We start from the raw sequence: 19,848 nt of genomic DNA, 5'->3' as shown, positions 1-19,848 counted from the left end.
TCCCTTCCCTGGCCGTATCCGTCAGCGCGCTTCGCGCGCAGGGTGGGAGCGCTCCCATCAAACATCAAGCCACTGTTGTCAATGACGCGTCAAGAGGCGGGGGGAGGACTGAGATGCTGTCAGTGCGAGCACCGTCCGCTTGAGGAGGCGCCATGTCCGAGTCATCCGTACTTGCCGCGCTGGTCTCCGGGCTGCGAGGTGGATCGATCGAAGTCCTCGACCTCACCTCGCCGTTGTCGTCGTCGACCCCGGTGATCCAACTGCCGCCCCAGTTCGGGCAGACCGCCGTCTTCGAACTGGAGGAGATCAGCCGCTACGACGACCGGGGCCCCGCCTGGTACTGGAACAACTTCCGCAGCGGCGAGCACACCGGCACCCACTTCGACGCCCCGAACCACTGGGTCACCGGCAAGGACCTCACCGACGTCGCCTCGGTGCCGGCGCGCAGGCTGCTGGCCCCCGCCGCCGTACTGGACTTCAGCGCCGAGGCCGCCAAGAACCCCGACTTCCTGGTCGAGATCGACCACGTCAAGGCCTGGGAGGCGGAGAACGGCCCCCTGCCCGACGGGGGTTGGCTGCTGCTGCGCACCGGCTGGGACGCCCGCTCGCACTCCCAGGAGGAGTTCCTCAACGCCGACGAGAACGGCCCGCACACCCCCGGCCTGTCGGCGGAGTGCGCCCGCTGGGTCGCCGAGGAGTCGCCCGTGATCGGCCTCGGTGTCGAGACGGTGGGCACCGACGCCGGCGGCGCGCACTCCTTCGACCCCGTCTATCCCTGCCACTCCTATCTGATGGGCAGTGACAAATACGGACTGACGCAGTTGCGGAACCTCGCCGCGCTGCCGCCGACCGGCTCGGTCGTCATCGCCGGACCGCTGCCCATCGTCACGGGCTCGGGGGCACCCGCGCGCGTGCTCGCCCTGGTGGAGCGCTCATGAAGGTCGCGGAGGCGGTGGGGCGGGCGCTGTGCGCGGCCGGGGTCGGACAGGTCTTCGGGGTCGTCGGATCGGGCAACTTCCACGTGACCAACGCGATGGTCGCCGCGGGCGCGCGGTTCGTCGCCACCCGCCATGAGGCCGGCGCGGCGACGATGGCCGACGCCTACGCCCGCACCAGCGGCGAGGTCGCGGTCGTGAGCGTCCATCAGGGCCCCGGTCTGACCAACGCGATGACCGGCATCGCGGAGGCGGCGAAGAGCCGCACGCCGCTCATCGTGCTGGCGGCCGACGTGACCGAGCCCCGGTCCAACTTCTACGTCGACCAGGAGGCGTTGGCCCGCGCGGTGGGGGCCGCCACGGCCCGGGTCACGTCGGCCGAGGAGGCCGTCGAGCAGACGTGCGCGGCCGTTCGGCTGGCGGTGCGCGAGCGGCGGACCGTCCTGCTCAACCTGCCGTTGCCGGTGCAGGCGCTGGAGGTCCCCGACGGCGCCCTCGCCCAGGCGGCACCACCGGCGCAACGGGCCGCCGTGGAACCGGAGGCGGCCGATGTGGCGGCGCTCGCCGAACTGCTCGGACGGTCCCGGCGCCCGGTCTTCGTGGCCGGCCGCGGATCGCGGGGACCCGGCAGCGGGCAGGCCCTGGAGGCGCTCGCCGAGCGCTACGGCGCGCTGCTCGCGACCTCGGCCGTCGCCCGCGGGCTCTTCCACGGCAACCCGTGGTCCCTGGACGTCTCCGGAGGCTTCGCCTCGCCGCTGGCCGTGGAACTGCTCCAGGGCGCCGACCTGATCGTCGGCTGGGGCTGCGCCCTCAACATGTGGACGATGCGGCACGGCCGGCTCATCGGCGCCGACGCCACCGTCGTCCAGGTCGACGACGACCCGTCGGCACTCGGCGCCCACCGCCCGGTCCACCTCGCGGTCACCGGCGACGTCCGCCTCACCGCGCGTCGGGTGGCCGAGGCGGGCACCGAGCCACGGGAGGGCTACCGGACCCCGGAGACCGGCGCGGCCCTCGCCGCCCGTCTGCGCTGGCACGACGTGCCGTACGAGGACACGAGCACGCGCGAGCGGATCGACCCGAGGACGCTGAGCGTCGCCCTCGACGAGATCCTGCCCGCCGAGCGCGTGGTCGGCGTGGACTCCGGCAACTTCATGGGCTACCCGACCGCGTACCTGTCGGTGCCGGACGAGCAGGGCTTCTGCTTCACCCAGGCCTTCCAGTCGATCGGGCTCGGCCTTGCGACCACCATCGGCGCGGCGCTGGCCCGGCCGGACCGGCTGCCCGTGGCCGCGCTCGGGGACGGCGGCGCGCTGATGGGCGCCGTGGAACTGGACACCGTGCGCCGGCTGCGACTGCCCATGGTGGTCGTCGTGTACGACGACGAGGCCTACGGCGCCGAGGTCCACCACTTCGGGCCCGACGGGCACCCCCTCGACACGGTGCGCTTCCCGCCGACGGACATCGCCGCCGTGGGCCGGGGCTACGGCTTCGAGGCGGTGACCGTGCGGACGACGGCCGACCTGAAGGCCGTACGGGACTGGGTCGCCGGCCCCCGGTCCGCGCCGTTGCTCATCGACGCCAAGGTGGTCGCCGATCACGGGGCCTGGTGGCTGGAGGAGGCGTTCCGCGGGCACTGAGCCCCGGCCCGGGCGCCGGGCCCGGGCCGGATCAGGTCAGTCGGGGACCCGTACGACACCACCGGCGACCCGGATCAGGTCGCCACCGGCGGGACGCTGGGCGATCGGGGGCACGTTGGCGCCCTCCAGGTCCGGCGCCCGTCCCGGCGCACCGCCGCGCGGGACCGTGCGCACGACCTGGCTGGGCGGCAACGGCGCACCGTCCCGCAGCCGCCCCCACATCAGGTCCAGGGCCTGCTGGTAGTAGAACCCCAGCGGCACATAGCGGTTGTCGAGGCCCGGTGCCGTGGAGTCGACGTGCTGGGCGTGGGTGACCTCGATGTAGCCGACGGTGCCCCGGCCGTGCTGGGCGCGGGAGTCGAGGCCCAGGTAGGGGCGGGAGGCGTGGTTGACCGGCACCCGGGTGTCGTCCCTGCCGTGCACGATGAGGGTGGGCTTGCCGTGCAGGTCACCGGAGCAACGCGTGGCGTCCAGACCCCGCGCGACCCGCCGGGCCCAGGCCCGCTCCGCCGGCCGGTCGTCCGCCCCGGGGAAGGCCAGCCGGTACACGCACCGCTCCCCACGCAGGTTGTAGTCGTGGATTCCCCGCGGGCCGAGGGACCTGGCGTCCGCGACCGGGCCGCCCGGCGAGTTCTCGTCGATCAGCACACCGGGGGCCGGGGCCCGACCGCCGCTGGTGGCGAAGGCGGCGGCGAGTTCCGCGCGCGTGTACGGCGCGGGGCGCCCCGAGGCGTCGGTGCGGGCCCATCCGTAGCCGCACAGCGAGTCGGCGACCGAGGCGCGCGCGAAGCTCATCGCGTAGGAGACGGGGGTCTGCGGGTCGTAGTGCGCGAGTTGCAGATACGACGACTGCGGCTGGAACCCCGCCCGGACCAGGGCCTGTTGGGCGAGTTCGGGCAGCCCGGCCGGGCCGGCGCGCGCGGCGTCGCGGCGGGTGATCAGACGGGGGTCGTCGCCGACGAGGTCGGCACAGCGGCGCCGGGCGGCGGCCTCGTCCAGCGAGGCGTAGCCGGGTGCCGTCGGCTCGGTGAGGGCCGCGCACGGCTGGAGCAGCGAGGCCAGGGCGCCGTAGCGCAGCAGGGGCAGGCCCGCCGACGGTACCCGCCGCTCGCCCTGGACGACGCGGACGCCGCCCAGCGGCGCCAGGTTCATCTGCGGTTCGGAGGCGACCACGGCGTCGACCAGCCCGCGCCGGTCGTCCTCGCCGGCCGCGACCGCGGCGCCACCGCCGTTGGACACCCCGGTGGCGATGACCGTGGTGGTGGCGGGCGTGTACCCGGCCGACGGCGCGCCCTTGCGCCAGTCGCGGTTGAGCAGGGCGAGCGTGAGCTCCACCGAGCGCAGCACATCGCGCCCCCAGGTAGCCTGCGGATTCGTGCCGCTGTGCGCCGTCTTGTACGCCACCCGGTAGGGGCGTTCCGCGTCGAAGCGGGCGCGTTCGGCGTCGTCCAGTCCGGCGTCGAACGCGGCCCGGCCGCCGACGGCCGTGCGCGGGCCGGTCGTTCCGTCGTACGCCATGACCGTGCCGGAGTGCAGATCGTCGAAGGCCGGCCCCATGCCCTTGTCGGTGTAGGCGACCGCGCAGCGCCGGTGCAGTCCCCAGGCCCCGGCCGATCCGGTCATGCTGTAGACGCGGGCCAGCCCCGTCGCGGGCGCCGCCACCACACAGGGGCGGGCGCGGTCGAGGTCGGCCGGGACCTGGACGACGTAACTCACACTGGCCGCACCGCGACCGGCGACGGCCCGGTACTCGGTGCCCGCCACCCTGCCGTCCCCGGGGACCGGACGTCCGCCCTCGACATCGGGGCCGTAGAGCCTGCCGAGGCCACCGCTGTCGCCGACGAACAGCCCCGCCGACGCCCAGACCGCCCGGCGCCGCAGTTCGGCCGCGGTGGGCTGGTCGGGGTCGGCGGGCGCGGGCGGGGTGGCGTCGCGCAGCCCGCTGAAGCCGAGGCCGGCCGTGAGCAGGTCGTCGGCCCGGCCGTCGTAGCGGATCGACGTCAACTCGGTGATGTACGGAGGCAGTCGGGAGGGCTGCTCGATGGCTGCCGCGTCGGTCGCGGGCAGCGCGCTCGCGGCGAGCAGCACCGTCAGGACGAGCGCCGGGCGGCGGCGTCTGGTCATGGGCTACGGCTCCTCGGGAAGGCGGTTACAGAGGCAGTGCGCCGGTCAGCAGGGCGGCGGCCGTCATCACCAGCGTCGTCGCGAACGCCCAGCGGAAGACGAAGCGTTGGTGCTCGCCGAGTTGTACGCCCGTCATGCCGATGAGGATGAAGGTGGCCGCGGTGAGCGGGCTGAGCGGAAAGCCGGTCGTCATCTGGCCGAGCACGGCGGCGCGGGCGATCTCGGCCTGACCGGTGCCGAAGGAGTCGGCGGTCTGGGCGAGGACGGGCAGGATGCCGAAGTAGTAGGCGTCGGGCGTGAAGACGAGGCTGAGCGGCATGCTCGTGACGGCGACGACGACCGGCAGATGCCCGCCGAGGGCGTCCGGGACGACACCGACCAGGGCCGACGCCATCCTCTCGATCATCCCGGTGCCGGTGAGCAGGCCGGTGAACACGCCCGCCGCGAAGATCATCGTGGTGACGAGGACGACGTTCTTGCCGTGCTTCTCCAACTGCGCCTGCTGGTCCTCCCAGCGAGGGTGGTTGACCAGCAGCGCGACCACGAAGGCGAGCACGAAGAGGACCGGCAGCGGCATGGCCTCCAGGACCAGGCAGACCAGCAGGGCCAGGGTCAGGGTCAGGTTGAAGACCGTGAGCGCGGGGTGCGGCCGCTCGGCCACCCGGGGCGTGCCCGGGCCGTCTCCCACCGTCGACCCGGCCTCCTCCCGGGGGCTGTCCTCCAGCGCTCCGAGCCGGTTCCGTTCACGCCGCCCGATCAGATACGCCGCGATCAGCACCCACAGGACGCCGGCGCCCATCGCCGGCAGCAGCGGCGTGACGATGTCGGAGGTGTCCAGCTTCAACGCGGCGGCCGCCCGGGCCGTCGGCCCGCCCCACGGCACCATGTTCATCAGACCCGCGGCCAGACACACGATCGCGGCCAGCACCAGCCGGCTCATGCCGATCCGCCGGTAGACCGGAAGCATGGCGGAGACGGTGATGAGGAACGTCGACGCCCCGTCGCCGTCCAGCGCGACGCACAGGGTCAGGACGGCCGTTCCGACGGCGATGCGCACCGGGTCGCCCTTGGCCGCCCGCAGGATCCAGCGGATCAGCGGCTCGAACAGCCCGGCGTCGATCATCAGGCTGAAGTAGAGGACGGCGAAGGCGATCATGATGCCGGTCGGGGCGACCTTGGTGATGCCGTCGAGCGCCATCGGCCCGATGTCCCCGGCGCGCCCGGCGGCCACCGCGCCCACCACCGGCACCAGCACCAGCGCCACCAGCACGGAGACCCGTTTGGTCATGGTGAGCAGCAGAAAGCCGCCGATGGTGAGGAAACCGAGAGTCGCCAGCATGGCCGCCCACTTCGTCGTCCGGTCGGGTGTGCCGACGAGTGTCCGAGCGGCCAGTGATCCGGGTCCAGCATCAGACACGGATCTGTCCATGCGTTCTGTGCATGGGTTCCGCCGGCCGACGAGCGCGCCTACGCTCGCGGCCCATGGACGTCACCCTCCGTCAGCTCGCCGCGTACGCGGCCGTCGCCCGGGCCGCCAGCTTCACGGCCGCCGCCGGCGAGATGCACATGTCCCAGTCGTCCCTCAGCCGGGCCGTCGCGGAGCTCGAACGCACCCTGGGGACCCGGCTGTTGGAGCGCGACACGCGCAATGTGCAACTCACCCCGGCCGGGGTGGAGGCGCTGCGGGTCGCCGACCAGATCCTGTCCACCCACCGGGCGGGCATCGCCCAGCTCGGCCGCTTCCTGGCCGGCGAGCGGGGCGCCGTGGCCCTGGCGACCCTGCCCTCGCCGGCCGCCGTGCTGCTGCCGCCGGTCATCTCCGCGTTCCGCGCCCGCCGCCCCGAGGTGACCGTGCGCATCCTGGACGGTCTTGAGCGGGCGGCGCTGGAGCGGGTCGCCGGCGGTGACGCGGACTTCGCGGTGAGCACCGTGGCCCGGCCCCGTATGCCGGGACTGGAGCTGCGCCCGCTGGTCAGGGACCGCTTCGAGGCGGTGCTTCCGGAGGGCCACCGGCTCGCCGAGCGGCCCGAGGTGACCTGGCGGGAACTGGGCGGCGAGCCCTTCCTCGCGGTGGGAGCGGACTCCAGCGTGCGCAGGCTGACCGACGCAGCCTTCGCCAAGGCGGGTGTCGAAGCGCGTCCGGCGGCCGAGGCGGCGAACGTGGCGACGGTGGGCGGGCTGGTCGCGGCCGGACTCGGGGTCTCGGCGATGCCGGCGCTCGTCCACCCGCTGGTGCCGCCCGGCGCCTGGGTGCGCAGACCGCTGGTGGAGCCCACCGTCGAACGCCGTCTGCACGTGGTGCTGCCGCTGCGCCGTGCCCTGCCACCCGGAGCCCGGGCCTTCCTGGAACAGCTCGAGGAGTTCCGGGGGAGCGCGTACCGGCTCCCCGAGGGCGTGTCCTGGGACGAGGGGAGCTGATGCGCGATCCGCATGAATTGATGCTCTGCCGTTGCTGGACCCGCATAGGCTCCGGCCCGCAGCCTGATCCCCATGGACGACAGCGACGGCACACGACAGGGACAGCTGACGGGTCTGAAGGTGGTGGAGTTCGCCCATGTGGTGGCGGGCCCGCTCGCCGGCGCGATGCTCGCCGACCAGGGCGCGGACGTCGTGCACGTGGAGCCGCCCGGCACGGGGGACGCGGCCCGACTGATGGGGCCCCGCCGCGACGGAGTGCCCCTGTGGTTCAAGGTCGCCGGGCGCAACAAGCGGTCCGTGACGCTGGACCTCCACCACGAGGAGGGGCGTGGGATAGCCCGGGAGCTGGTCGCCTGGGCCGATGTGGTGATCGTGACCCTCAGGGCCGGGCGCCTCAAGGCCTGGGGCCTGGACTGGGACGCGGTCCACGCGGTCAACCCGCGCGCCGTCCTCCTGCAGATCTCCGGCTTCGGCGCGACCTCGTCCCGGGCGGACGCACCCGGCTTCGGCAAGATGGGCGAGGCCCGCAGCGGCGTCGTCCACCTCACCGGCTTTCCCGACGGCCCGCCCGTGCACACCGGCTTCTCCCACGGCGACGCGGTGACCGGACTGATGGGCGCCTACGCCGTCCTCGCCGCCCTGCACCGCCGCGCCACCGACCCCGGCTTCGACGGCGAATGGATCGACCTCGCCCTCTTCGAGCCGCTGTTCCGGCTGGTCGAGTGGCAGATCATCGCGCACGACCAGCTCGGCACCGTCCCCGAACGCGCGGGCAACCAACTGGCCGTCGCCCCGGCCGCGGTGATCAACACCTACCGCACCGCCGACGACGACTGGCTGACGGTCACCTCCGCCACCCCGCGCTCCGTGCGCAACGTGGCCCGGCTCCTCGGCCTGCCGCAGGAGGAGTTCGCCACCGCCGAGCAGCAGCACGCGGGCCGGACCCGACTGGACGACGGTCTGCGCGCCTGGATCGCCGAGCGCCCGGCCGAGGCGTGTCTGAAGGCCTTCGAGGACGCCGAGGTGGTGGCGTCCCGGGTCTTCACGGCGGCGGACATCGTCCAGGACCCGGTCTACGCCGAACGCGAGGACATCGTCACCGTCGACGACCCCGACCTGGGACCGGTGCGCATGCAGGCCGTGATCCCGCACTTCCGGCGCGTCCCGGGGGCGGTGTGGCGCACCGGCCCGTCGCTCGGGGTGGACAACGAGCTCGTGTACGGGCAGTGGCTGGGCATCGACGAGCAGCGGCGCGCGGGACTGGAGGAGCGGGGTGTCATCTGAACGGGAGGGCGGCAGGGCGCCCCTGCGCTCCCTGCTCTTCGTCCCCGGAAACCGGACCGAATGGCTCGCCAAGGCCCGGGCTGCGGGCGCCGACGCGGCGATCCTCGACCTGGAGGACGCGGTCCCGCGGGCGGACAAACCCACGGCACGAGCGACCGTGGCGAAAGCCGTGGCCGGGGCGCACGGTCCGATGCGCCTCCTGGTGCGCGTCAACTCACTGGAAGTGTCGGCCGGTTGGGCAGGCGCCGACGATCTGCGGGCGGTGGCCCGCCCCGGGCTGTACGGGGTCGTCCTGCCCAAGGTGCACGGCGCCGACGACGTACGCCTGGCCGACCGGCTGCTGAGCTGGTGCGAGCGCGAACAAGGGCTGCCGGAGGGGCACTTCGCACTCGTGCCGCTCCTGGAGACGGCCCGGGCACTGCGTGAGGCCTACGACATCGGCCGCGCCGCCCGCCGCATCGCCCACCTCGGCGCGCTCACCGCACCGGGCGGCGACGTCGAGCGCGCCGTCGGCTACCGCTGGACTCCCGAGGGCACCGAGACCCGTGAACTGCGCGCCCGCGTACTGCTCGACGCGCGCGCGGCGGACTGCCCGTATCCCGCCACCGGACTGTGGGCCGACGCCGCCGACCTCACGGGACTGCGGCACTTCGCGGAGCAGAACCGTGCGCTGGGCTACGAGGGCATGATAGTGATCCACCCGTCCCACGTCCCCGTCGTCAACGAGGTGTTCGCACCCGGCGCGGAAGAACTGCGCCGCTACGAGGCCCTGGTGGCCGCGGTGGAGCAGGCCCAGGCGCGTGGCGCGGGCGCCGTCCTCTTCGAGGGGCGGATGGTCGACGAGGCGATGGCGGCGACCGCCCGGCACGCGCTCGCGCGACACCGGGCGGCCGGAGGGGATCAGACCGCCGGGGCCGGGTAGGTCGGGTACTCCACCCCGGAGACGTGCTGGACGACCCGGATGACCTGGCAGGAGTAGCCGAACTCGTTGTCGTACCAGAGGTAGAGGATCGCGTTGTCGCCCTCCACCTTCAGCGCGCCGGCGTCCACGATGGAGGCGTGGCGGGAGCCGATGAAGTCGCTGGAGACCGCGTCGGGCGCCGTGATGAAGTCGATCTGGCGGCGCAGCGGCGAGGTCAGCGACACCTCGCGCAGGTGGTCGAGGACCTCCTCGCGGGTCGTCTCGCGCTTGAGCTGGAGGTTGAGGATGGCGATCGAGACGTCCGGCACCGGCACCCGGATCGAGCTGCCGGTGATCCGCGCCTTGAGGTCGGGCAGCGCCTTGGCGACGGCCGAGGCGGCGCCGGTCTCGGTGATGACCATGTTCAGCGGCGCGCTGCGGCCACGGCGCTCGGACTTGTGGTAGTTGTCCAGCAGGTTCTGGTCGTTGGTGAACGAGTGGACGGTCTCCACGTGCCCGCGCTCCACGCCGTACTCGTCCTCCATCGCCTTCAGCGGCGGGACGATGGCGTTGGTGGTGCAGGAGGCGCAGGACAGGATCCGCTCGTCCGGCTTGAGGGTGTCGTGGTTGACGCCGTGCACGATGTTCGGGACGTCGCCCTTGCCCGGCGCGGTCAGCACGACCTTGTCGATGCCGGGGCGCAGGTGCTGGGACAGGCCCTCGCGGTCGCGCCACTTGCCGGTGTTGTCGATCAGGATGGCGTTCTTGATGCCGTACGCCGTGTAGTCGACCTCGCTCGGGTCGTTCGCGTAGATCACCTTGATCGCGTTGCCGTTGGCGATGATCGTGCTGTTCGCCTCGTCGACGGTGATCGTGCCCTGGAACTGGCCGTGGATGGAGTCCCGGCGCAGCAGCGAGGCCCGCTTGACGATGTCCTGCTCGCCGCCTCCGCGCACGACCATCGCCCGCAGCCGCAGGCCGTTGCCCGAGCCGGACTTCTCGATCAGCAGCCGGGCCACGAGCCGCCCGATGCGGCCGAAGCCGTACAGGACGACGTCGCGGCCCTCGCCGCGCTCGATCTTGTTGGCGCCGGTGGCACCGGCGACGGCCTCGGCGGTGAACGCCTCCACCGTCAGACCCCGGTCGTCGGCCTTGTACGTCGCGGCCAGCATGCCGATGTCGATCTGCGACGGGCCGAGGTCGAGCTCGGTGAGGGCCCGCACGAACGGCAGCGTCTCGGTGACCGAGAGCTCCTCACCGGCGATCTGCCGGGCGAACCGGTGCGTCTTCAGGATGCTGACCACCGACTTGTTCACCAAGGAGCGGCTGTGGAGGAGGACGGTGACGTCCCTCTCCCGGTGCAGCTTCCCGATGAGCGGGATCATCGACTCCGCGATCTCCTCGCGGGTCTTCCAGTTGGTGAACGAGTCGTCGTTGACAGTCACGGGCCTATCTTTCGAGCTAGGTGGCGCTCATATGCTAACCGCGAGGTGCGACGAGCGGTCACAGGGGGGTCCGCGCGGGGCGAGATGCCGGAGTTTGTGATGATTAATGCGAAATGCAGGAAGAGGAGTGTTGCGGGTGGAACTTGAGCTGCGGCATCTGCGGGTGCTGTGTGCGATCGCCGACGCGGGGAGCGTGGGCCGGGCCGCGTCGGACCTCGGATACTCGCAGCCCGCCGTGAGCACCCAACTCCAGCGCATCGAGGGGCACTTCGGTGAGCCGCTGTTCGAACGCGGGCCGACTGGGGTGCGGCCGACGCCGTACGGCGTCGAGGTGGTCGACCAGGCCCGTGACGTCCTGGCCCGTGCCGCCGCGATCGGCCGCCGTCCGGCCGCCGGCTCGGCGGCGCGACGGACCCTGCGGGTGGCGGCGACGAACTCGCCGATGCTGGCGGGCATGGTCTCGGGGGTCCGTGCCCGGTTCCCGGACGTGTCGCTCTCCGTGAGCAGCGTGTACGCCTCCTCGCGCATCGTCGAGCTCCTGGAGGACGGTGCGCTGGACGCCGCGATCGCCGCGGACTACCCCGGAAGGGAGCTGGAGCACCCGGACGGGATCGGCCATCGCGGGATCGTCACCGAGCCGAACTTCGTGGCCCTGCCGTCCCGCCACCCGCTCGCCCGCCGCCCTCAGATCTCCCTCGCGGAGCTGGCCGAGGAGGCGTGGTTCCTCACGCCGGACGACGGGGCCGGATGGCCGGGCGTCTTCTACACCGCCTGCGCGGCGGCCGGCTTCACACCGTCGACGGTGCACGAGTTCCTGGGCGACCGGCAGCAGTTGCAGGGGATGATCGCCGACGGGCTCGGCGTGGCCGTCGTCCAGGCGACGACACGGCCCATCCCGCAGGTCGTCGTCAAACCCCTGACCGGTACGCCGCTGTGGTGCCGCTACGTGCTGGCCTGGCGGCATGACACGGTGAGCGGGCAGACGGCCGACGCGCTGCTCCAGTGCGCCACCGCCGCCTATCGCCAACTCGCCTCTCGGTCCCCGCACTTGAGGGCCTGGGCGGCACGCACGTGGAGTGTGTCGAAGGCGTAGCCGGCGCGGGACGTTATGGCCCATCCGCGCAAGGTGCTATGTCACACACCATTGTTGACGGGGCCGGGCGTTGAGACAGTGCCTCACACGCCTCGGCACCCCCACTCGGAGGCGCATCCATCCCTGGAGGAATCCAGATGCGCTACAGCTTCGCGCTGCCCAGACGCATGACATCCGCCATCGCCGCCTGCGTCACCCTCTCCGCCCTGCTGGCGACCCCGGCACTCGCGGCACCCCCGACCGGCGCCCACCCCGCCGCGGTCACGCCCGGCGCGAGGACGGCGTCCCCACCACCGACCGGCCCGACCCGCGACACCGCCGCCCGCCGCGCCGTACAGGACCGGCCGCTCACCCCGGCCCACCTCCCGCCCCTGACACCGACGCGCGTGCCGCCCCGCCCCGCCACGGAGCCCGGCCTCCAGGCGGCCTCCTGCACTCCCGGTGACTTCGCAGGCAGGACCGGCGCCGCACTCGTCGCGTTCGTCAAGGCCTCGACCACCGGCTGCGTCAACACCCTGTTCGGGGTCACCGGCGCGGACGCGCACGCCGTCTTCCGCGAGTCCCAGATGGTCACGATCGCCCAGGCGTTCACCCGCACGGCGGCCACCTACGACGGCGACAACTCCGCCGGCGTGTGGCAACTCGTCCTGTTCCTGCGGGCCGGCTACTACGTGCAGTTCAACAACCCGGACGACGTGGGCCCGTACGGCAAGGTCCTGGCCGCACACACCGTCCGCGGCCTGGACACCTTCTTCGCCCGCCCGCACTCCGGAGACGTCACGGCCGCCAACGGCGACGTTCTCGGCGAGGTCGTCATCCTCACCGACAGCGCCGACCAGCAGGCTCGCTATCTCCGGGTCTACCAGCGGATACTCAAGGGCTACGACAGCTCCTACGACGCCGTCCTCAGCATGCTCGCGGCCGTCAACGCCGTCTACACCCCGCTCTGGCGCGGCAACTGGAACCCGCAGTACGTGAGGGCGGTCACCGCCGACCCCTCCGTCGTGGGCACCCTGCACGCCTTCGCGCTCGACCACCTCGGCCTGCTGGGCACCGACCGCGCCTACCTCACCTCCAACGCCGGGATGAACCTGGCCCGTTATGTCGAGCACCCGGCGCTGCGCGCCACCGTGCGGCCCAAGGCCAAGCACCTGCTGGACAGCACCCGGATCACCGGCCGCACGGCCGGGCTGTGGGTGGCCGTGGCGACGCAGGCCGACCACTACGACCGTGCCAACTGCGCCTACTACGGCGTCTGCGACCTGGCCGGCCAACTGACCCGGGCCGCCCTGCCGGTCACCCACGCCTGCGACGCCACCCGCACCATCCGCGCCCAGTCCCTCACCCCGGCCGACCTCGGTGCGGCGTGCGCCAGCGTGCTGGGCCAGGACAGCTACGTCCATGACCTCGTCAGGGACGACGGCCCCATCCCGGGCCAGTACCTGTCGACCCTCGACCTCGTCGTCTTCGCGAGCCGCGAGGACTACCGGACGTACGCCGGAGCGATCTTCGGCATCAGCACCGACAACGGCGGCATGACCGTGATCGGAGACCCGGAGGATCCCGCCAACCGGCCGTTCGCGGCGATGTACCAGAAGAGCAGGGACGACGGGCACGCCGCCCGGATCTGGAACCTCAACCACGAGTACACGCACTACCTCGACGCCCGCTTCGACATGAAGGGCGACTTCGCCCAGCAGACCTCGGTGCCGGACGTCTGGTGGATCGAGGGCGTGGCCGAGTACGTCTCCTACGGCTACCGCCGCATCACCTACGACCGGGCCGTCACGGAGGCGGGCAGGCACACCTACCGGCTGAGCACCCTGTTCCAGAACACGTACACCAACGGCGACGTGACCCGCATCTACGCATGGGGCTATCTCGCCGTGCGCTACATGTTCGAGAAGCACCCGGCCGACATCCACCGCATGCTCGCTCGCTTCCGCGTCGGCGACTACGCGGGCGGCTACGCCGTCTACGCCAACGACATCGGCACCCGTTACGACGCCGATTTCGACGAGTGGCTGACGGCGTGCGCCGCCGGCGCGTGTGCGGCGACGCCGGCCGTCGGCCGAGGGCCGTCCCGGACATCCGCACGTTGATCGGCTCCACGAGCGCGGATCCACCGTGAGCGCTCGTCCTGGCCCGCGCCCGCCCAGCCGAGCGTGGGCCAGGCGGGCGCCGAGCCGGCCCAGGGCAGAGGTCCCCGGGCGGGCCGGAGCTTCACAGGTGAGGCGGGTTGTGGGCGTTGCGTGTCGAAGCGCCGCGAGGATCTTCCGCAACGCGCGCGGGCTGTGCACAGTCAGGAGCCGCCGAGCACGGCCGCACGCCACGTTTCGCCGGGAGGTCAGTCGATGGGAGCTCACCACCGCACGGAGCGGACCGACGGCCGCCCGCAGGAGCCGACCGCCGGATCCGCCGCCGACCCCGACGGCGTCAGCCGGCGCCGCTTCCTGGGCTATGTGGTCGCCGCCTCCACGCTGACCGTCGCCGCACCGCTCGGTGAGACGGCCCTCGCGCCCACCGAGGCGGCCGCGGCGGTCCCCTCGGTGCCCGGACCGGCCGAGATCTACGACCTCAACGACCTGCTCACCCACGCCGCGCTGCCGACTGCGAACCTGATCACCATCCGACTCGACACCGACGGCACCGCCTCCTTCGCCCTGCCGCGAGCCGAGGTCGGCCAGGGCATCACCACCTCCAGCGCCATGCTGATCGCCGAGGAACTGGACCTGCCGCTGGACAGGATCCACGTCACCCTCGCCGACGCCCGGCCCGAGCTGCTGTTCAACCAGCTCACCGGCGGCTCGAACACCACCATCTCCACCTACACCCCGATCCGTGTCGCCGCCGCCGTGGCCAGGGGCCGTCTGCTGAAGGCCGCCGCGCTCGAACTGGGCGAGGCCGTCGGCACCCTGAGCGCCAAGGCCGGTGTCATCACCTCGACCGTCACCGGGTCGAGCCTCACCTACGGCGAACTCGCCGAGAAGGCCGCCTCGGTGGCCACCGGCCAGGTCGCCGTGACCCTGAAGGAGCCCGCCGACTTCAAGGTGATCGGCACCGCACGGCGACGCATCGACGCGCTGGAGGCGGTCACGGGACGCAAGAAGTTCGCCATGGACGTGCACATGCCGGACGCGCTGCCGACCATGCTGTGCCGCCCGCCGACGATCAACGGCACCGTCCGCTCGGTGCGGAACCTGGACGCGGTGCGGGCCATGCCCGGCATCACCGACGTCGTGAGTGTCTCCACCGGCGTCGCGGTGCGCGGCCGTACCTTCGGGCAGTGCATCGACGCGGTACGCGCGCTCCAGGTCACCTGGGGGCCCGGAACCGCCGAGGACGCCTCCGACGACACGATCCGTGCCGAACTCCGCGCGGCCGAACTCCCGCTGCCCGCCCTCGGCCTGCTGGCCAAGTCGGTCGACGCCCGCTTCACCTTCCACTTCGCCAGCAACAGCGCCCTGGAGCCCAACTGCGCCATCGCCGACGTACGCGAGGACTCGGCCGAGATCTGGGCGAGCCTCAAGGCGCCGATCGTCGCCCAGGAGGAGATCGCACTCAAGCTCGGCCTCCCGGTGAGCGCGGTCAAGGTCCATGTGACGGAAGGAGGCGGCTCCTTCGGCCGCAGGCTCTTCCACGACGCCGCCGGCGAGGCCGCCGAGGTCTCGCGGGCCATGGGCAAGCCGGTCAGGCTGATGTGGCACCGCACCGACGACTTCCGGCAGGGCCGCACCCACCCCATGTCCACCTCACGGGTGCGCGCCACCTACGCGCTCGGCCAGGTGCTCACCTACGACCAGCGCCACACCTCCGTGGCCACCGACTTCGGCCACGGCGTCGGCGAGATCATCACGGCCGAGGCGAGCCGCCTGCCGGTCGGCGACCTCACCTTCTCCGAGACCGTCTTCACGCTCACCCAGCAGACCCCGTACCACCTCGGCGTCGTCACCCAGCTCCTCAGCGAGACCGACAAGGGCTTCAACACCGGCTCCATGCGCAACATCTACTCGCCCAACGTGCGCTGCGCCCAGGAACTGGTGGTGGACGAGCTGGCCGGGCGCATGGGCGAGGACCCCTACCGGTTCCGCCGCGCCCTCCTCAAGGACGAGCGGGCGCGGGCCGTCCTCGACAAGGTCGCCGAAGTGGGGGAGTGGGGGCGCGCCATGCCGGCCGGGACGGCACAGGGCATCGCGCTGCACCCCGAGTACCACGCGTACGTGGCGGTCCTCGCGGAGATCGACTGCCGCCCGCAGACCACCGGACGCGAGATCCCCGACGCCTACACGGGCCCGCGCGTGACCAAGGTCGTCTGTGCCGTGGACGTGGGCCTGGCGGTGAACCCCCGTGGCCTCCAGGCCCAGATGATGGGCGGCATCATGGACGGCATCGCGATCACCCTGAGTTCCGGGCTGCACCTCGCCGACGGGCATTTCCTGGAAGGCAGCTGGGACAACTACTTCTACACCCGCCAGTGGAACACCCCGCCGCGACTGGAGATCGTCGTGATGCCGCCGACCACCGAAACCCCGGGCGGTGCCGGTGAGCTCGCGGTCGCGGGCGCGATGGCCGCGGTGGCCTGCGCCTACGGACGCGCCACCGGCACCATGCCGACGACGTTCCCCCTCAACCACGGCGAACCGCTCGGCTTCGAGCCGCTGCCCACCACCCCGTCCGTCCCCGCGTCCCCCGTCGACGGCCTGAGCCGCGCCTTCTAGGAGCCACCGTGCCCGAACACACCTTCATCCTGAACGGCGAGTCCGTGACCGTGGACATCGAGGACGACGTACGGCTGCTGTGGGTGCTGCGGGACGTCCTCGGCGTCACCGGACCGAAGTACGGCTGCGGGCTCGGCGTCTGCCAGGCCTGCACGAGCCACATCAACGGCAAGGCGTTCAACCCCTGTTCGGTCCCCGTGAGGGACCTGCGCCCCACCGACGAGGTCACCACCATCGAGGGCCTGCCCGCCACGGTCGGCCGGGAACTGCACCCGATGCAGGAGGCCTGGCTGGAGTACGACGTCGCCCAGTGCGGCTACTGCCAGCCCGGCCAGATCATGACCGCCGTCGCCAAGGTCCGCCAGGCCCGTGAAGAGGGCCGCGAGATCGGCGAGGCCGACCTCGACGAGATCCGCAACGTCTGCCGCTGCGGGACGTACCACCGCATCCGGGAGGCGATCGTGGCGGGCGCGCAGAAGTACTGAACGCGCCCCGCGGCCGCGCCGGCTGTTCACCAGTCGCGGGCGATCTCCAGCAGGTGGTCGCGGACCAGGGCGACATGGGGGTTGCCGGAGGAGCCCGGGCGCTGGACGAGGAAGGCGGTGTTGATGGGCGGATCGTCCGGGTCGTGCAGCGGGACCAGCGCACCCGAGGCCAGTTCGGCCGCGCACAGGTAGCGGGGGAGCACGCTGAACCCCGTGCCGCCCGCCACCGCGGCCTTGACCGCGCTCAGATCGGGCATGGTCACCGCCGGGTGGCGCACCAGCCGCCGGCCGAAGACATGACGCCAGTAGCGGCGCACGATCGGCACGTCCTCGGCATAGGCGACCAGCGGCACGCCGTGCAGCGCGGCGGGACCGGCGGCCGCGATCCGCGCCGGACCGCCGATGCGCTCCGCCCAGGCCGGGGCCGTGACCAGCACGAACTCCTCGTCCGCCAGCGGCACCGAGGCCAGGGCGCGACCGCGCGGCCGGTAGGTCGACAGCACCAGGTCGTAGCGGCCCGCCCGCAGCTCCTCCAGGAGCGGCTCGGTGAGGCCGGGAGTGATGCGCAGCCGTACGCCCCGGTCGACCAGCGGTGCGAGGGCGGGCATGACGCGATGGGTCAGCAGCTCGGCGGGGCCCGCGAGATGCACCGGCTCCGCGGGGTGGACGTCGGGGGAACCGCCCGGCCCCGTGACGGTGGCGAGCGCGTCCAGTGGCTCGACGACCCGGGCGGCGAGCTCGTCCGCGTAGGGTGCGGGGGCGACGCCGCGCGCCAGCCGCTGGAAGAGCTCCCGGCCGAGCTGCCGCTCCAGCGTGCGGATCTGCGTGGTGACCGTCGGCTGCGACAGTCCCAGCACCCGGGCGGCGGCGGTGAAGGAACCGGTGCGGTACACCGCGAGGAACGTGCGCAGCAGATTCAGGTCCACCGGAGCCGATCCGCCGAGCCGGTTCTCCTCCGCACGGGCCCCCTCCATCCCGTCATCGGAATCCCTATGTCTCATATGCGCGAGCCTATTGGATTCCAATGGGAGGGCATGCGTACCGTGGGGGCATGTCGAAGATCCTTTTTGTGATGACCGGCGCCGACCACTGGACGCTGGCCGATGGCAGCAAGCACCCCACCGGCTTCTGGGCCGAGGAGGCCGCCGCCCCGTACGAGGCGTTCAAGGCCGCCGGTCACGAGGTCGTCGTGGCCACGCCCGGCGGTGTCGTGCCGCCCGTCGACCAGGGCAGCCTCGCGGCCGGGGCCAACGGCGGTCAGGAGAACGCCGACCGGATCGCCGCCGTGCTCGACGCGATGACGGAGCTGCGCGAGCCGGTCCGGCTGGAGGACGTGGACCTCGACGACTACGCCGCCGTGTTCTACCCCGGTGGCCACGGTCCGATGGAGGACCTCGCGGTCGACGCCGGCTCCGGCAGGCTGCTGACCCTGGCCCTGAACTCCGGCAAGCCGCTGGGCGTCGTCTGCCACGGCCCGGCCGCGCTGCTCGCCGCCACCGGGGCCGATGGCGCCAACAGCTTCGCCGGTTACCGGGTGGCCGCGTTCACCAACACCGAGGAGACCCTGGGCGGCCTCGCGGAGAAGGCCAAGTGGCTGCTCCAGGACCGGCTGACCGAGGCCGGCGTGCAGGTCCAGGTGGGCGAGCCGTGGGTGCCGAACGTCGTCGTCGACCGCAACCTGGTCACCGGCCAGAACCCCGCCTCCTCCGCCCCGCTCGCCGTCGAGCTGCTGAAGAAGCTGGGCTGAACGACGAGAAGGCCGCGCCGTCACGGCTCCGAGGTTTCGGACTCCAGCGAGGTGCGGGTCGCCCTGCCGTAGACGCCCGATTCATCGTTGAGGATGACGCGGGTGAGCTGATAGGTGCCGACCGCGCTCTCGACCCGGCGGTCGTACTCGCCGTCGGCGTCCTCGGAGTAGAGGCCGATCTGACGCAGGCGGAGTTGGAGTTCGGTGACTTCCGGCCCCCGGTCGCCGCGGCGCAGTACCGGGGGCTCTCCCTCCGCGTCGCTCGGCTCGGGGGCGGCGCTGGTAGTGGCGCCCGCGCTGGACGGCGGCGCGGTGGGAGTGGTGGCGGAGGTGCTCGGCGTGGGAGAGCTGTCGTCGGGAGTCGTGCTGGATGAGGGGGTCCCGGCCCCGGACGGGGACGGTGACGCGGAGGCCGTGCCGGAGGACTGCCCCTCGGGGGCGGTGCCGTCCGCGCTCGAAGTGTCCGGGACGGGTGCCCGTACGTCGCCGGAGGCCGCCCCGTCCCGCGAAGGGCTGTCGTAGGTGAACAGCCCTCCCAGGTAGGCGCCCGTCAGCAGGAGGGCCGAGGCGACGCCCGCCCCGGTGATCAGAAGGGCGCGGCGCCGGTGCCGGGGGATGACGTCGGCGTCCGCGTCGGGCAGGGGCGCCTCGTCGGGCGCCGACTGTGCGGAGGGCGGGACGGCGGATATGGCGTCCGTGTCCGCCAAGTCCCCTGATTCCTGGGGAACTCGGCCCCCATCCGCATCCTGGTCCGCCCCGGGCTCGTCATCGAGTGCGACGAACGGCCGGATCCGTACCGGATCGAAGTCCTCCGCCGCCGCCCGTTCGGCGGCGCGCGCGTCGCGACGGGCCTCGGAGGCGCGGGCGGCGCAGGAGCAGTCGGGGGTTCCGTCGGACGCCCGGGGCGTGCCGCACTCCGGGCAGACGGGGCCGTTCGGTTCGCTCACGTGGGGATCCCTCTCCATGAAGGATCCAGAGTTTAGGCATAAGTTCAACACTCAATCTCCTCGGCTCCGCAGGTTGACGGAACCAGCGCTTCCGGCTGTCCGAAACCAGCC

Annotated in this window: 15 protein-coding genes; 10 read left to right on the top strand and 5 right to left on the bottom strand. The window is 72.6% G+C overall.

Annotation, left to right across the window (positions count from 1 at the left end; genetic code table 11):
• Positions 1 to 152: 152 nt before the first annotated feature.
• Together IM697_RS26910 and IM697_RS26905 are read left to right on the top strand one after the other, a co-directional pair.
• Positions 153 to 938, top strand: a complete 786-nt coding sequence (locus IM697_RS26910) for a cyclase family protein (protein WP_194038688.1) — start codon at positions 153 to 155, stop codon at positions 936 to 938.
• The gene (locus IM697_RS26905) at positions 935 to 2,575 is read left to right on the top strand and encodes a thiamine pyrophosphate-binding protein (protein ID WP_194038687.1); all 1,641 of its coding nucleotides are present in this window, start codon (positions 935 to 937) and stop codon (positions 2,573 to 2,575) included. Before IM697_RS26910 ends, IM697_RS26905 begins: the two co-directional genes overlap by 4 nt.
• Positions 2,576 to 2,611: 36 nt before the next feature.
• Here IM697_RS26905 and IM697_RS26900 read toward each other — a convergent pair whose 3' ends face one another.
• The gene (locus tag IM697_RS26900) at positions 2,612 to 4,699 is read right to left on the bottom strand and encodes a 3-hydroxybutyrate oligomer hydrolase family protein (protein WP_194038686.1); all 2,088 of its coding nucleotides are present in this window, start codon (positions 4,697 to 4,699) and stop codon (positions 2,612 to 2,614) included.
• Between the two features lie 25 nt (positions 4,700 to 4,724).
• Positions 4,725 to 6,038 carry a CitMHS family transporter gene (locus IM697_RS26895; protein WP_194049881.1) on the bottom strand — a complete coding sequence of 438 codons (1,314 nt, stop codon included), beginning with the start codon at positions 6,036 to 6,038 and terminating at the stop codon, positions 4,725 to 4,727.
• Positions 6,039 to 6,181: 143 nt separating this feature from the next.
• Here IM697_RS26895 and IM697_RS26890 point away from each other — a divergent pair, with 143 nt between their 5' ends.
• From IM697_RS26890 to IM697_RS26880, 3 genes are all read left to right on the top strand, one after another.
• Positions 6,182 to 7,117 (top strand): LysR family transcriptional regulator, encoded by a 936-nt coding sequence (locus IM697_RS26890; protein WP_194038685.1) that lies wholly within the window; start codon positions 6,182 to 6,184, stop codon positions 7,115 to 7,117.
• 72 nt (positions 7,118 to 7,189) lie between these two features.
• A complete protein-coding gene (locus IM697_RS26885) occupies positions 7,190 to 8,401 on the top strand; it encodes a CaiB/BaiF CoA transferase family protein (RefSeq protein ID WP_194038684.1) in 1,212 nt (403 codons plus the stop codon).
• Positions 8,391 to 9,323, top strand: coding sequence for an HpcH/HpaI aldolase/citrate lyase family protein (locus IM697_RS26880; RefSeq protein WP_194038683.1), 933 nt, complete (start codon positions 8,391 to 8,393; stop codon positions 9,321 to 9,323). The genes IM697_RS26885 and IM697_RS26880 overlap by 11 nt, the downstream gene beginning before the upstream one ends.
• Here the strand turns inward: IM697_RS26880 and IM697_RS26875 are convergent.
• On the bottom strand, positions 9,302 to 10,747 hold the full coding sequence (locus IM697_RS26875; RefSeq protein ID WP_194038682.1) for a glyceraldehyde-3-phosphate dehydrogenase: 1,446 nt from the start codon (positions 10,745 to 10,747) through the stop codon (positions 9,302 to 9,304). The two genes, IM697_RS26880 and IM697_RS26875, sit on opposite strands and share 22 nt — an antisense overlap.
• 136 nt (positions 10,748 to 10,883) lie before the next feature.
• On the opposite strand from IM697_RS26875, the gene IM697_RS26870 reads away from it, so the two are divergent.
• The 4 genes from IM697_RS26870 (at position 10,884) to IM697_RS26855 (ending at position 17,043) form a co-directional block, all read left to right on the top strand.
• On the top strand, positions 10,884 to 11,840 hold the full coding sequence (locus tag IM697_RS26870) for a LysR family transcriptional regulator (RefSeq protein ID WP_194038681.1): 957 nt from the start codon (positions 10,884 to 10,886) through the stop codon (positions 11,838 to 11,840).
• A gap of 137 nt (positions 11,841 to 11,977) precedes the next feature.
• Positions 11,978 to 13,942 (top strand): collagenase, encoded by a 1,965-nt coding sequence (locus IM697_RS26865; RefSeq protein ID WP_194038680.1) that lies wholly within the window; start codon positions 11,978 to 11,980, stop codon positions 13,940 to 13,942.
• A gap of 252 nt (positions 13,943 to 14,194) precedes the next feature.
• The gene (locus IM697_RS26860; RefSeq protein WP_194038679.1) at positions 14,195 to 16,558 is read left to right on the top strand and encodes a molybdopterin cofactor-binding domain-containing protein; all 2,364 of its coding nucleotides are present in this window, start codon (positions 14,195 to 14,197) and stop codon (positions 16,556 to 16,558) included.
• An 8-nt stretch (positions 16,559 to 16,566) separates the two neighbouring features.
• Positions 16,567 to 17,043: a (2Fe-2S)-binding protein gene (locus IM697_RS26855; RefSeq protein WP_194038678.1), complete on the top strand. Its 477-nt coding sequence runs from the start codon at positions 16,567 to 16,569 to the stop codon at positions 17,041 to 17,043.
• Positions 17,044 to 17,069: 26 nt separating this feature from the next.
• On the opposite strand, the gene IM697_RS26850 is transcribed toward IM697_RS26855, so the two are convergent.
• Positions 17,070 to 18,017, bottom strand: a complete 948-nt coding sequence (locus tag IM697_RS26850) for a LysR family transcriptional regulator (protein ID WP_228044182.1) — start codon at positions 18,015 to 18,017, stop codon at positions 17,070 to 17,072.
• A 77-nt stretch (positions 18,018 to 18,094) separates the two neighbouring features.
• On the opposite strand from IM697_RS26850, the gene IM697_RS26845 reads away from it, so the two are divergent.
• Complete coding sequence (locus IM697_RS26845; protein WP_194038676.1) at positions 18,095 to 18,790, top strand: type 1 glutamine amidotransferase domain-containing protein; 696 nt, start codon at positions 18,095 to 18,097, stop codon at positions 18,788 to 18,790.
• A gap of 20 nt (positions 18,791 to 18,810) precedes the next feature.
• Here the strand turns inward: IM697_RS26845 and IM697_RS26840 are convergent, their stop codons facing one another.
• The gene (locus IM697_RS26840; protein WP_194038675.1) at positions 18,811 to 19,737 is read right to left on the bottom strand and encodes a peptidoglycan-binding domain-containing protein; all 927 of its coding nucleotides are present in this window, start codon (positions 19,735 to 19,737) and stop codon (positions 18,811 to 18,813) included.
• Positions 19,738 to 19,848: the final 111 nt, after the last annotated feature.

Source organism: Streptomyces ferrugineus (assembly GCF_015160855.1).
In the GTDB taxonomy this organism is placed as follows: Bacteria; Actinomycetota; Actinomycetes; order Streptomycetales; family Streptomycetaceae; genus Streptomyces; species Streptomyces ferrugineus.
Note: the sequence above shows the minus strand (reverse complement) of the source record. Positions and strands in the feature narration are given on the sequence as shown.

Coding starts and splice junctions, on each gene's coding strand:
- IM697_RS26890 (WP_194038685.1), top strand. CDS start 6,182: ATGGACGTCACCCTCCGTCAGCTCGCCGCGTACGCGGCCGTCGCCCGG.
- IM697_RS26850 (WP_228044182.1), bottom strand. CDS start 18,017: ATGGAGGGGGCCCGTGCGGAGGAGAACCGGCTCGGCGGATCGGCTCCG.
- IM697_RS26905 (WP_194038687.1), top strand. CDS start 935: ATGAAGGTCGCGGAGGCGGTGGGGCGGGCGCTGTGCGCGGCCGGGGTC.
- IM697_RS26895 (WP_194049881.1), bottom strand. CDS start 6,038: ATGCTGGCGACTCTCGGTTTCCTCACCATCGGCGGCTTTCTGCTGCTC.
- IM697_RS26885 (WP_194038684.1), top strand. CDS start 7,190: ATGGACGACAGCGACGGCACACGACAGGGACAGCTGACGGGTCTGAAG.
- IM697_RS26845 (WP_194038676.1), top strand. CDS start 18,095: ATGTCGAAGATCCTTTTTGTGATGACCGGCGCCGACCACTGGACGCTG.
- IM697_RS26900 (WP_194038686.1), bottom strand. CDS start 4,699: ATGACCAGACGCCGCCGCCCGGCGCTCGTCCTGACGGTGCTGCTCGCC.
- IM697_RS26910 (WP_194038688.1), top strand. CDS start 153: ATGTCCGAGTCATCCGTACTTGCCGCGCTGGTCTCCGGGCTGCGAGGT.
- IM697_RS26865 (WP_194038680.1), top strand. CDS start 11,978: ATGCGCTACAGCTTCGCGCTGCCCAGACGCATGACATCCGCCATCGCC.
- IM697_RS26860 (WP_194038679.1), top strand. CDS start 14,195: ATGGGAGCTCACCACCGCACGGAGCGGACCGACGGCCGCCCGCAGGAG.